Origin of the sequence: Priestia endophytica DSM 13796 (assembly GCF_900115845.1) — a bacterium.
In the GTDB taxonomy this organism is placed as follows: domain Bacteria; phylum Bacillota; class Bacilli; order Bacillales; family Bacillaceae_H; genus Bacillus_I; species Bacillus_I endophytica.
Genome location: NZ_FOXX01000024.1, coordinates 15069 through 27629 on the forward strand (window position 1 = coordinate 15069; position 12561 = coordinate 27629).

The following is a 12561-nucleotide window of genomic DNA, read 5'->3' on the forward strand; positions in this document are numbered from 1 at the left end:
CAGCATAGCAGTTTCATTTCTCTATTTCAATAAAGCTAAAGGTCCTAAGACATATTACAAATCTACATGATCCTCTTTTCTCCTGAATCAGCCTTCTGTGCATCAACACGTTTAAATTTTATAATCGAAACTCCGACTAATATAGCCAAAACAAGAAGGCAGGCAATAATACTTGTCCGATTCTGTTCATTTAATACAAACATGATACAAATAATAATTAAGACTACTGCTGTAGATGCTGTTACATAAGGGAATCCCCATAATTTGAAGCTTGGTTCTTTAGGATATGATTTACGAAGTTTTAGTTGTGATAAACAAATACTAATCCATATTAATGATACGACAAAACCAGGAACCGCCATTAATATAGTAAATACCTGATCTTGTGCAACATACGTAATCATAGAGCCGACGATTAATACAATTGCACTTAACATTAAACTATATGACGGAACACCGTTTTTGGATACATAAGAGAAAGTCTGGGGAGCTTCCCCTCCTAAAGCTAAAGAATGGAGCATTCGCGTGCAACCATATATACCAGAGTTAGCAGCAGATAAGACAGCCGTGATTAAAATAAAATTCATAATATGGGCTGCTCCCTGCAAACCAGACATTGATAATACCTGAACAAACGGACTTGATTGATCGCTTATTTCATTCCAAGGGATTAAACCACAAATTATGAGGATTGGCAGCGTATAAAACAAGACAATTCTCCAAATAAAACTTTTAATAACCTTAGGTAAAATACGTTCAGCATCTTTTGCTTCTGTTATAGTTAATCCAATTAATTCAGAGCCTCCATATGAAAACATTACAATTAACAGTGCTGAGATTATTGACATTGATCCATTGGGGAAAAAACCTCCATGCTCTGTAAAGTTTTGCAAGTAATTCGACTGGTTGCTTGGGGTAATTCCAAATAGAATACTTGCTCCCAAAACGATGAATACCATAATCATCGCAATCTTAATACCAGCAAACCAAAATTCGAACTCCCCATAATTTTTAACATTCATCATATTAATCCCAATAATTAAGACTGCACAGCCCAAACTCAATACCCAAAGCGGAATATAAGGAAACCAATACTGAAAAAAGCTCCCTGCTACAATTACTTCAATAACGCATACAGAGAGCCACATAAAACAATACAACCAACCTGTTACAAAAGACACCCGCTTACCAAAGGCTAGACGAACAAATCCTTTCATATTGGTATCTGGATAAGCAATAGCCATCTCTGCTATAGCTCCCATAACAACTAGAAGCAAAATCCCTGCAAACATATAAGTAAAAATAACACCTGGTCCTGCTAACGTTACTGTTTCAGCACTCCCCTTAAAGATTCCAGTTCCTATTGCTCCCCCCATTGCCATTAAACTTATATGTCGTGGTAGTAGTTTCTTTTGAAGTGGTGAATTGCTTGATTCCATCGCTTATTCCCCCTTGATTCTATTAAATGAATCCCTTTCACTGTGCATTGAGAATGTTTTTTTAAATGAATGATAGTTCTTCTCTTTCTAAGTATTAAGTAATGGTTTTTCTTTTCAGTCAAATTTGTTAAAGTCTATTTCCATAGAGGCTCCAATCTATATGAGATTGCAATGAATTCATGACCATTTGCGGGATACAAACTTTGTTTAACTTAATCTATAATTAATGCCTTTTCGATCATTCGCTACTTTAAGAAAATCTAATTTTTAAGCATATAATAATATTGGCCTTCTTACTCTCCTACGTTCTCGCTCCTTTCATACATCACCTAATAACAGGGGGAAGCCCCCCTGTTATCTGAATCTGTATTCTCTTTAAGCTAATTCAATTGGCCATACCTTTGGGTTTTCAATCAGATACTTGAAGCGATTTGTAAAAGCAACAGCTGTAGCGCCGTCCGCGACGCGATGATCAAACGCCATTGACATCGTCATAATCGATCGAATTACAATCTCGTCGTTCTCTCTTACAACAGGCATTTTTTTCGTCTTATGAAATGCGATTAATCCAGTTTCTGGATGATTAATGATTGGAGTTGCACCAATACTTCCTAAAGGACCAACATTACTAACTGTAAATGTTCCTCCTCTCATATCGTCCATTGTAAGCTTGCCTTCTTGTGCCTTTCTTGTTAATTCCTTCAGTTTTTCATGAATTTGACGGACAGACAATCTATCAGCATGATGAATAACAGGTACAATTAGGCCTTCTTCTGTATCTGTAGCAATTCCGATGTTATACTCTTTTTCTAAACAAATAACTTCATTTTCTTCATCAAGCTTGGCGTTAAAAACCGGAAATTTCTTTAATGCCACAGCAATGGCTTTAATAAAGAAAGCAGCGACGGAAACCTTCATATTCATTTCCTTTAGATCATTTCGGTAAGCAAGCAGTTCGGTTAAATCCGCCTCCTCAAAGTGTGTAACATGAGGAATGGTATAAAGAGATTTTGTCATTTTTTTAGCAATTTGTTTACGACGCCCCCTAAATGGCATCATTTCTTTTCCTTCATTTTGTGCTCCTTGCCTTTGAATGTGGTGTTTTAATTCAGCTTCCTCTTCACTCACTTGAGAAAACGTCTCTTGCCTTTCTTCTAAAGAAGACCCTTCATCACGATTTTTTACAAATTGGTGCACATCTTCTACCGTGATACGCCCTGATTTTCCTGTACCTGTAACTTCATTAATATCTACACCAAACTTACGTGCAACTTTTCTTGTATAAGGTGCTGCAATGATAAACCTTTTTTCAGTCTTTTGAGCAACAGCATCTTCTTGATTTAATGTTGTTGGTAACTCTTCTATTTTTTCAGAAGAAAGCTCTGCTAATAGCTTCTCTCCTTTTGACTCTGCAGTCTTCCCTTCTTCTGTTTCTAGCACAAGAAGCGTTGTACCAACTTCTACCGTATCACCTGTGTCAATGATAATATTTTTAACTTTCCCTGAGGCTGGAGAAGGAAGCTCTGCAACCATTTTATCTGTTTGAACTTCTAAAAGAGGTTGGTCCACTGTGACCGTGTCCCCTTCCTTAACAAAATAGTGAATAATTTCTCCCTCTGTCATTCCTTCACCAATGTCATGAAGTTTTACTTCAACCACTGTTCATCCCTCCTAAAAATGCATCACTTTTTCAATTGCTTTAAATACTCGCTGAGAAGTTGGAAGATAATGATCTTCTAATGCGAAAAATGGAACTGGCACATCAAATCCTGTTACACGTTCAATTGGTGATTTCATGTACAAAAAGGAAGTATCATTAATAATCGAAACAATATCATTGCCCAAGCCACCTGTTTCATGTGCTTCATGGACAATGACAGCACGGCCTGTTCTTTGAATCGATTCTGCTATGATGTCTTTATCAATGGGATATAAAGTGCGTAAATCAATAACATCACACTTCATCCCTTGCTTTTCGGCCTGCTGGGCAGCTTTCATTGCAACAGGTACCATTGCTCCCCAAGTAATAAGGGTGACATCATCTCCGTCTTTGAGCTTTCTTCCTTTCCCAATCTTGACGGTGTATTTTTCCTTTGGCACTTCTCCACGTGTAGAACGATAGATTCTCATTGACTCTAAAAATAAAACAGGATCCGGATCTTCAATTGCTGCAATAAGCAATCCTTTTGCATCATAAGGGGAAGACGGACATACAACCTTAATACCAGGCATATGTGTGAACAAAGCTTCTACACTGTCTGAGTGAACTTCTGGAGCACGAATACCTGCCCCATATGGAGCACGGATAACCATTGGAACTGTATAGTGGCCCATCGTTCGCATGCGAATACGTGATACATGGGTCATAATTTGTTCATATGCAGGATAAATAAATCCAAGAAACTGCATCTCCGCTACTGGTTTGAATCCATTGATAGCCATACCAATAGATGTACCAATAATTCCTGCTTCGCTAAGCGGTGTATCAATGACCCTTCCTTCTCCAAATTGTTCCTGTAAACCATCTGTAGCGCGGAATACTCCTCCGTTTTTACCAATATCCTCACCAAGCAAAAGAACTTTTTCATCCTCTTTTAGCATAATAGACAAACCATCTGTTATAGCCTGAACAAGAGTTAACTCGTGAGTTTTTGTATCATAGACTTCCGCTAGTTTCTCTCTACTGATAGCCATCAATCTTCCCTCCCATTTAATTGAAAATATTGTTCTTTTTGTTTTGTAATAGGCCATACTGGCTTCTCAAATACATAATCAAACAAATCATTTACATTTGGTTTTGGAAAGGCTTCCATTTCTTTGATTGCCTGCTCTATTTCACTTGTAACTTCCCCTATCATTTTGGCTACCCATTCTTCATCCCACAAATTGTTTCTCTTCATATAGCATTCCACACGAAGAAGAGGATCTTGAGCCTCACGGATTTTATCACTATCTGATTGATTGCGGTATTTAGTTGGATCATCCGCGGTTGTATGAGCCCCATATCGCCATGTTATGGCTTCTATTAAAGTAGGCCCTCCCCCATTACGAGCTCGATCAAGCCCTTCTCTAGTTTGAAAATAAACGGCAAAGACATCATTTCCATCAACTCGAATACTTGGCATGTCATAGGCAATTGCTTTTTGAGCAACTGTTTTAGAATTCATCTGTTTTTCAATTGGTACAGATATAGCAAAGCCGTTATTTTGATTAAAAAAGATCACAGGAGCTTGAAACACACTGGCAAAATTTAAACCTTCATGAAAATCACCTTCTGAAGTTGCTCCATCACCAAAATAAGCAATTGCTGCATTTTTCGTCCCTTTTCTTTGTTCCGCCATTGCAGCGCCTGCTGCATGAGGAAGTTGAGTAGCAATTGGAACAGCAGGAGGAAATATCTTTTTCCCCTCTTCAGGCACACAGCCCTCCACACGTCCATTCCAATATAAATACGTACGAGCCATATTAGCACCAAACGTCAGCGTAGCACCATGATCACGATAAGTAGGAAACACCCAATCATCTTTCTCAAGAGCCAGAGCACTTCCTACTTGAGAAGCTTCCTGACCTTCGAATGGAGCATATGTCCCAAGCCTCCCTTGTCGCTGTAAACTAATAGCCTTTCGATCAAATGTACGAATTCGAACCATGTTATAGTAGAATTTTTTTACAAGGTCCTCTGTCATTCTCTCTTTATACTTTTCATCTGTTAACTGACCTTCTTCATTAATAATTTGGAATATTGGAAATTCTAACTTCATATCATCACCTCATTTATAAAAGTTTTTATTACTTGCGAATAGACCACTTAGGACGCTTTGTATGAGTGAAGAAGCTATTTTGCTTTCTACGTTCGTCTATACGCTTTTCACAAAAACGATTAGCTGCTTCGATAGTCGTGATATTATCCAGCTCAGCTTCCTTATAAATTTCTAGTAATGATGTATAAATAGATTTTGTTTTCGTTAACACCCGCTCTTTATTATAGTTGTACAGTTCATCTGCCACTTGAATTAAGCCGCCAGCATTTACGATATAATCAGGAGCATATAAAATTCCTTTTTGTTTTAGCAATTTCCCATGACTTTCTAAAAGAAGCTGATTGTTAGCAGAACCAACAATTGCTTTTACTTTTAATTTTTCAATTGTTTCATCATTAATAACTCCCCCGAACGCACAAGGAATGAAGATATCAGCATCTACCGAATACACCTCATCTCCGCTTACAAAGCGAGCAATGCTTCCCACTTGCTTCGCATGTTCTTGAATAGCTTTCACTGCTTCTTGATTGATGTCACTTACATATAAATCAGCACCTGCTTCAAGCAGTTGCTCCGCTACTTTGTAACCGACTTTCCCCAGCCCCTGAATGATATATGTTTTACCAGAAAGATCAGTTGTACTAAAAACAGCTTTATTTGTCGCTTTTAAACCATAAATAACTCCAAGAGCTGTCGGAATAGAGGAATCACCGCCTCCCCCATATGCTTCAGGAATTCCAACAATGCAATTTGTCTCTTTTGAAGCATGGATGAAGTCATCTGTTGAAGTTCCCATATCTGTACCTGTATAAAAACGGCCATTTAAAGAATCCACGAACTGACCGAAAGATCTAAACATATTTGGTGTTTTATCTGTTACTGGATTACCGATAATTACAGCTTTTCCCCCACCAAAGTCTACATCAGCAGCTGCACACTTATATGTCATGCCTTTTGATAAACGAAGCACATCTTCCAAAGCTTCATCCACCGTGCGATAGGGGTGCATACGGCAACCACCCAGTGCTGGACCAAGCGTTGTATTATGGATAGCAATAATAGCCTTTAAATTTGTTTCTGGGTCATTACAAAAAATAATTTGTTCATGTTCATGTGTTCTTTCTAAAATAGTTTCCGTAGTTTGGACAGATTGCTTCATTACATTCATCACTATACCTCCATTATGACAACAATTATAATAGAAAACGCTTTCAAAAAAGATGGAATTTACGCTATTCAATTTCTAGGACGCAGTTTCTTTTCAAGCTCCCTTTTAGGAAGAATAACTTGTTTGACTTCTCCTACGCCAATTACTTCCTCCTCATTTCGCACCTCCACTTTAGTGATAATGGTGTTACTTTGAATATTCTTTATAGTAGCAACAACAGTTATAAGAGAACCTTCGGCTGTGGGTGCAATATGCTTCACAGATACAGCTCCACCAACTCCTTCTTCCTCTTCTTCTAAATAGGGTAAAATAATTTTTCTAGATGCCCATTCCATATGATAAACCATAGAAACCGTCGAATAAGCTGGGTGAACAACTTGCCCCTCAAACTGAGCAAACATCTCCTTTGTTACTCTATCAGTTACAATAGCAGTGTCTCCTACTTCTAATCCTTTTTTCATTTCTTTCCCCCCTTCTTATTGAACCGAACAGTAGCTTATTTAAGAAAAAAGATTCTAGCAGAGTGACTTCAATAAATTCATAAAGTGTATATTACCTAATCTTGATTGGTAAAATTGAACTTTCAACAATGCAATTATTATAAAACTATATTTATATCATTAAGGATAAGGTATAATTAAAGCGAATTATATAACAAAAAGAATATTTTTTTGATCACAAGTGTTATATTCTGTACAAATTTTTGGTCATTTAACTTCAATTTAAAAGGGGAGTATATAGTGGATCAATTAGACATTCGCCTTCTTGAAATTCTTCAACTAGATGGTCGTATTACAATCAGTGAATTATCCAAAAGTTTATCTCTAAGTCGTCCAAGTATTTCCGAAAGATTAAAGCGCTTACAAGAAAAAGGCATTATTGAGGGATTTAGTGCACGTGTGGCTACTTCAGCCATTGGAAGGGATATTCTTGTATTTATCCAGCTAAGTGACCTACGAATAAAATCTTATTCAGAATTTGAGAAGTGGATTTTAGAAAATCCTAATATTATTGAATGCCATCGATTGACTGGTTCTGTTAACTATTTATTGAAAGCTGCTGTTTCAAGTATGAAGCATTTAAGTCAGCTTATAGATTCCCTGCTTCCGTTTGGTCATGCTAATACATCTATTGTCCTTTCATCCCCCATTCCTTTTAAATGCATTGTTCCAGATATAACTCATCAAGAATAAGAGTTCTCAAAATTAACGGAAAGAAAATCTAAAAATTCTTTCGCATTTCAAAAAAATAACGAGTTGAGGGCATCTTCCCTTAACAAGTTTCAATTGTAAAAAAAGTAAAATAAGATAGGGATCTTTTCATATTTAAAGCCGAGTTTTGGTTCTAAAACGGCAACAGTCACAACTTTAAATCAACAAATGCACCAAACATAATGATTTGGTGCATTTTCTCTACAATAATATAGAATTCCTTAATCATAATATTACGATGCATTCTTAATTAACAACTATTACGGTAATAAATGACTCTTTCTACTTGGTTATGATTTAAAATCCGTAATGCGTTACTCCCCCATCTACAAATAAATTCTGTCCTGTTATATAGCCTGCTCCATCTGAACAAAACATAATAACAGGTGTAAGCAATTCTTCAAGATTTCCTAGTCTCTTCATAGGGGTGCGATTTTCTATCATTGTTCTAAAATCCTTATTATCCAAAGCCTCTTCATTCAATGAAGTTTTAAAGAACCACGGACTTATCGCATTTACTGTTACCCCTTCCGTAGCCCATTCATTTGCTAACTGACGTGTTAGTTGAACAACTCCGGCTTTACTTGGTCCATATGGAGTTCCAGAGGATAATGTTAAAGAAGAAGCAACAGAAGCTATATTAATAATCCTGCCCCATTTTTGTTCCAACATATGTTTTCCAATAGCCCTTGACAGCAAAAAAACAGATTTAAAGTTTACATCTATTACAGTGTCCCATTCTTCTTCTAACAGCTCTAAGCTCGTCTTTCTCACACTTGTCCCAGCATTATTAATTAAGATATCAATTTTATGAAATTGCTGAAGAGCAAAATCAACAGCTTCTTGGATAGAGGAACTGTTCGTTACATCGCACACAATCGGCAAAGTTGTTCTTCCTGTTTTTTCGGCAATGTCAGTCGCTGCTTTTCCAACTTCACCTTCCGTTCTTGCTAAAAGGATGACATCAGCTCCAGCATTTGCTAATCCTTCAGCTATTGTTCTTCCTATTCCTCTTCCAGCCCCTGTAACAAATGCCACTTTACCTGTTAAGTCAAAGTTTGCTTTCAATGTGTTACTCCCTCCAATATTCTGCGTTTATTATGTTGCTTTACGAGCTCTGCTAAAGACCTCTTACATAATATTTACCCTTTAAATTCTTTCATTCTCACGTTTATCCTTTTCTTCTTATTTGAGGCAGTTATGAAAATAAAGACAAAAAAACTAAGCAAAGAAATAGTGCATTGCTTAGTCTTTTGTCTTTGTATATATCTGTCTACATCAACTAACTTATACTCAATTCATGAAGCTCCTCAATACTTGGCAAAGCTGCTATTGCCCCTATTTTTGTACAAACATGAGCTCCTACTTTATTGGCGAAAGAAATAATTTCGTACAGTTGTTCAAAATTCATATGAATATCTTCAAGATTTTCCTTACCTGCTAGTCTATATAATGTTGCTCCAACAAAGGCATCTCCTGCTCCTGTAGAATCAATGGAAACGACTGGAACGCTTTTAACAAGCTCTGCTCTCTTCCCATTGGATAGAAGCGTCCCCTTTTTACCTAGCGTAACGGCAACAATTTTAACACCAAGACCATGAAGAAAATCAATACCTTCTAAATAATCTGTAGTGTCTGTAATAAGGTATAATTCTTCTTCGCTTACTTTAACAAAGTCACTTAAAGCAATAGCTGCTTTTGTAAGATTTACAAACTCATCTATTCTTCCTTTCCACAAGTCACTTCGATAATTTGGATCAAAAGAGGTGAATATTCCATCCTCATTAGCCTTTCTCATAAATGTTAAATATGTCTCTTGAAAAGGATTCTCTAACAATGCTGTTGCAGACCCAAAGTGTAGAATCTTAGCACTATCTATTTTATCCTGATTAATATCATCGATTGTTAGCAACGCATCTGCTCCTCTATGGAACATGAAATCTCGCTCTCCATCGTTTGTTAAAGAAACAAATGCTAGAGTTGTTATGGCTTCCTTGTCCATCACAAGCATTGAAGTATCTACATTGAGATTCTCTAATGTTTGTTTTAAAAAGTAGCCAAAAGAGTCAGCCCCTACCTTTCCACTAAATAGGGCATCCCCACCTAGCTTAGCAATGGCAGCAGAGACATTAGCAGGTGCACCCCCAGCATTTTTTAAAAACTGTTTTCCTCTTGTTAAATCAACATCAATATCTGTACAAAAGAAATCAATTAATAGCTCCCCAATACAAACAACTGATGAGTTTTTCTTTACGGTGTTTTGCATTTTATCACTCTCATTTTATTTTTTGACTTTAAAAAGGCATAACATATGTTTCTTCTTATTTATGGGAAGGTCTTTGATTTAACTCTTCCATCATCTTTTTATACTTCTTCTCATTCAAAGGATAGAAACAAATAATAATAATGGACAGTAGTATAAATACTCCTGGCACTAATGCATTCATACTTTTAATAGCATCTAAAGAAGTGATGGTTTGTTCGGTATTTGCCACATATCCGTTCTTTCCTAAATAAAGTGCTGCAAACGATCCAGCCAAAGCAACCCCTAGTTTATTTGTAAAACTCATACTAGAGATTACTACTCCATCCGCTCTTACTCCTGTTTTCCATTCGGCATAGTCTACGCAGTCTGCAACCATCCCCCAAGCAAGTGTATTCAGAGGTGTTGTAAAAAAACCTGAAGCAAAGAGTAAAATAAAGATTAAGGTGAGAGACGAATATGGTGTTAACTGCAATCCAGCATAAGTAAACAGCGATAGGGCTGCTGTTATGATCATAACGTTCTTTCTTCCCCACCGATCAGAGAAGTACGGAATAAATAAATTACTAATTAAAGCTGCTCCGAAAAATAGCAGTGTTCCCATAAACACTAAATCTTTACGATCAACATTATACGTAAAGTAGTACACCATTGTACTTAGCTTAATATTAAATCCAATGGCAAAGGCTAAAAAGGATGAAGCTAGAATAAGTAATGGTTTATTTTTAAATAATACTGATAGCGTTTTCTTAACACCGTGTTTCTTGCTTTTTTTCGGTGCAACTCTCTCTCGAACGGTAAAGAAACTCGTAAGATTTAGAACAATACTTACTGCTGCATAAATGATAGCTGTTAATTGAAATCCAACAGCCTGATTCTCTCCTCCTAAGGCCATTGCAAGTGATGTTGCACATGAGATAGACAGAAGGATTCCAATATAAACAAGAATCATACGTGTTGTTGTTAATATTGTTCTTTCTTGGATGTTGTTTGTGATGCGTCCTGTTAAACTATTAACAGGGATTGTTTGCATACTAAATGTCATCCCTAATAGGATATACGTAATATAAGCATAAGCTATGTTTCCATTTGCACCAAAATTCGGTGTTGTAAAACATAGTACAGTGAATAATCCAAAAGGAATTGAAACCCATAATAAATATGGTCTTGCTTTTCCCCATCTTGTATTGGTTTTATCTAAAATGACACCCATTATAGGATCAAAGATAGCATCTAGTACACGCACAACAATAAATAATGTTGCAATAATCCCAGGTGAGATTCCACCAATATCTGTGTAATAAAAAAGTAGATAAGCATTCACGAACTGAAAGATAATATTGTAGGACATATCACCAAGTCCATACCCAAATCGTTCTATCCATGATAAGCGAGAATTTGAATAAGAAAGCGTCTTATTCAAATTCCTTTCTATTGCGGTTCGTTCCCTCTCTATCATAAACTACACCCCTAGAATCCGTTTTCATTGTGATGTTTTGTTATGCAGATTAAAAGATATTAACCTGCGTCCTTCTTTTCCCTTCTCTATTTATTGATTTGGATACACAACAATTTTTAAACATTCATTTTTATGGTTGAGTGCTCGTTCCATAGCTTCCATCGTATCCTCTAATCCGTATTGATCAGTAACTAATTTTTTAGCGTCAACTATCCCTGAAGAGAGAAAGTTAATTCCTTTTGGATATGTGTTGGCATAACGGAAGATACCGTAAATATCAACTTCATTATCTGCGATAAATGGAATATTAAGAGGAATTTCGTTTTGAGCAGGCAACCCTACAATAGCAAGTCTCCCACCACGCTGTAATGAGGAGAGCGCAGATTGAAGGGTGGCTGGATTTCCCGCTGTTTCCCACGCAACGTCTACGCCCTTACCATTTGTAATCTTGCTAATTTCATCAATAGGATTTTGTTCTGCAACATTAATCGTATGTGTTGCTCCCATTTCCTTTGCCGCTTTAAGTCGCAATGGTTCTAAGTCTGTCACGATGATTTTCCGTGCCCCAACTGCTTTAGCTGCTGCAACAGCCATCAAACCAACTGGTCCCATTCCCATGATAGCTACTGTCTCGCCTGCTTGAAGCTTTGTTCTTGCTGCTGCATGAATTCCTACTGAAAAAGGTTCAATTAAAGCTGCTTCTTCATATGAAAGAGTATCTGGAATTTGAAAAACAAAGTCCTGTCTCATTTTTATATATTGAACAAATGCTCCATCAACAGGAGGGGTTGCTAAAAACTCTACATCTGGACAAAGATTATATCTTCCTTCCTTACAGGCTTCACATGTCCCACAAGTGACACCAGGTTCAACTGCAACACGATCCCCAACTCTCACTCGATTAACATTAGCTCCAATAGCGGCTACTTCTCCTGCGCATTCATGGCCAAGAATAATTGGTTTTTCTACTTTATAGTGACCAATTCGTCCATCTGTATAGTAATGTAAATCGGAACCACAAATTCCCACAGCCATTACTTTAACTAAAACCTCATCATCCTTTATTTGTGGCACTGGTAAAGTTTCAATCCGAATATCTCTTATACTATGCATAACCGCTGCTTTCATTGTTGTAGGTACATTGTTAGTCATCATCATTTTCCTTTCTAATAAAAGAGTTAAGAATATGAATCCCTTTTCTGTATAACACTCTTCGTTTCTCAAGTTGACTATAATACTCCCTAGAATTATGATGTAAGT

11 protein-coding genes are annotated in these 12561 nt (G+C 36.8%); 1 reads left to right on the top strand and 10 read right to left on the bottom strand.

The window, feature by feature from the left end; translation table 11 throughout:
- Window positions 1–62 precede the first annotated feature (62 nt).
- The 6 genes from BM012_RS24010 to BM012_RS24035 all read right to left on the bottom strand — a co-directional run bounded on the left by BM012_RS24010 (window position 63) and on the right by BM012_RS24035 (window position 6829).
- Window positions 63–1439, bottom strand: coding sequence for an amino acid permease (locus BM012_RS24010; protein ID WP_061802667.1), 1377 nt, complete (start codon window positions 1437–1439; stop codon window positions 63–65).
- Between the two features lie 375 nt (window positions 1440–1814).
- The gene (locus tag BM012_RS24015) at window positions 1815–3098 is read right to left on the bottom strand and encodes a dihydrolipoamide acetyltransferase family protein (RefSeq protein WP_074842921.1); all 1284 of its coding nucleotides are present in this window, start codon (window positions 3096–3098) and stop codon (window positions 1815–1817) included.
- A gap of 12 nt (window positions 3099–3110) precedes the next feature.
- The gene (locus BM012_RS24020; RefSeq protein WP_061802666.1) at window positions 3111–4133 is read right to left on the bottom strand and encodes an alpha-ketoacid dehydrogenase subunit beta; all 1023 of its coding nucleotides are present in this window, start codon (window positions 4131–4133) and stop codon (window positions 3111–3113) included.
- Window positions 4133–5200, bottom strand: coding sequence for a pyruvate dehydrogenase (acetyl-transferring) E1 component subunit alpha (gene pdhA / locus BM012_RS24025; protein WP_061802665.1), 1068 nt, complete (start codon window positions 5198–5200; stop codon window positions 4133–4135). The genes BM012_RS24020 and pdhA overlap by 1 nt, the downstream gene beginning before the upstream one ends.
- 28 nt (window positions 5201–5228) lie before the next feature.
- Entirely contained in the window at window positions 5229–6368 is a 1140-nt protein-coding gene (locus tag BM012_RS24030) for a Leu/Phe/Val dehydrogenase (protein ID WP_061802664.1), read from the bottom strand.
- 68 nt (window positions 6369–6436) lie between these two features.
- Entirely contained in the window at window positions 6437–6829 is a 393-nt protein-coding gene (locus tag BM012_RS24035) for a thioesterase family protein (protein ID WP_061802663.1), read from the bottom strand.
- 279 nt (window positions 6830–7108) lie between these two features.
- Between BM012_RS24035 and BM012_RS24040 the strand changes: the two genes are divergently transcribed.
- Window positions 7109–7561: an Lrp/AsnC family transcriptional regulator gene (locus BM012_RS24040; protein WP_061802662.1), complete on the top strand. Its 453-nt coding sequence runs from the start codon at window positions 7109–7111 to the stop codon at window positions 7559–7561.
- Between the two features lie 315 nt (window positions 7562–7876).
- Here the strand turns inward: BM012_RS24040 and BM012_RS24045 are convergent, their stop codons facing one another.
- The 4 genes from BM012_RS24045 to BM012_RS24060 form a co-directional block, all read right to left on the bottom strand.
- Window positions 7877–8647, bottom strand: coding sequence for an SDR family NAD(P)-dependent oxidoreductase (locus tag BM012_RS24045; RefSeq protein WP_061802661.1), 771 nt, complete (start codon window positions 8645–8647; stop codon window positions 7877–7879).
- Window positions 8648–8861: 214 nt separating this feature from the next.
- Window positions 8862–9845, bottom strand: a complete 984-nt coding sequence (locus BM012_RS24050; RefSeq protein ID WP_061802660.1) for a carbohydrate kinase family protein — start codon at window positions 9843–9845, stop codon at window positions 8862–8864.
- Window positions 9846–9900: 55 nt separating this feature from the next.
- Window positions 9901–11301: a glycoside-pentoside-hexuronide (GPH):cation symporter gene (locus BM012_RS24055; RefSeq protein ID WP_061802659.1), complete on the bottom strand. Its 1401-nt coding sequence runs from the start codon at window positions 11299–11301 to the stop codon at window positions 9901–9903.
- Window positions 11302–11391: 90 nt separating this feature from the next.
- On the bottom strand, window positions 11392–12453 hold the full coding sequence (locus tag BM012_RS24060) for an NAD(P)-dependent alcohol dehydrogenase (RefSeq protein WP_061802658.1): 1062 nt from the start codon (window positions 12451–12453) through the stop codon (window positions 11392–11394).
- Window positions 12454–12561 lie beyond the last annotated feature (108 nt).

Coding starts and splice junctions, on each gene's coding strand:
- pdhA (WP_061802665.1), bottom strand. CDS start 5,200: ATGAAGTTAGAATTTCCAATATTCCAAATTATTAATGAAGAAGGTCAG.
- BM012_RS24050 (WP_061802660.1), bottom strand. CDS start 9,845: ATGCAAAACACCGTAAAGAAAAACTCATCAGTTGTTTGTATTGGGGAG.
- BM012_RS24060 (WP_061802658.1), bottom strand. CDS start 12,453: ATGACTAACAATGTACCTACAACAATGAAAGCAGCGGTTATGCATAGT.
- BM012_RS24055 (WP_061802659.1), bottom strand. CDS start 11,301: ATGATAGAGAGGGAACGAACCGCAATAGAAAGGAATTTGAATAAGACG.
- BM012_RS24030 (WP_061802664.1), bottom strand. CDS start 6,368: ATGAATGTAATGAAGCAATCTGTCCAAACTACGGAAACTATTTTAGAA.
- BM012_RS24010 (WP_061802667.1), bottom strand. CDS start 1,439: ATGGAATCAAGCAATTCACCACTTCAAAAGAAACTACTACCACGACAT.
- BM012_RS24020 (WP_061802666.1), bottom strand. CDS start 4,133: ATGGCTATCAGTAGAGAGAAACTAGCGGAAGTCTATGATACAAAAACT.
- BM012_RS24035 (WP_061802663.1), bottom strand. CDS start 6,829: ATGAAAAAAGGATTAGAAGTAGGAGACACTGCTATTGTAACTGATAGA.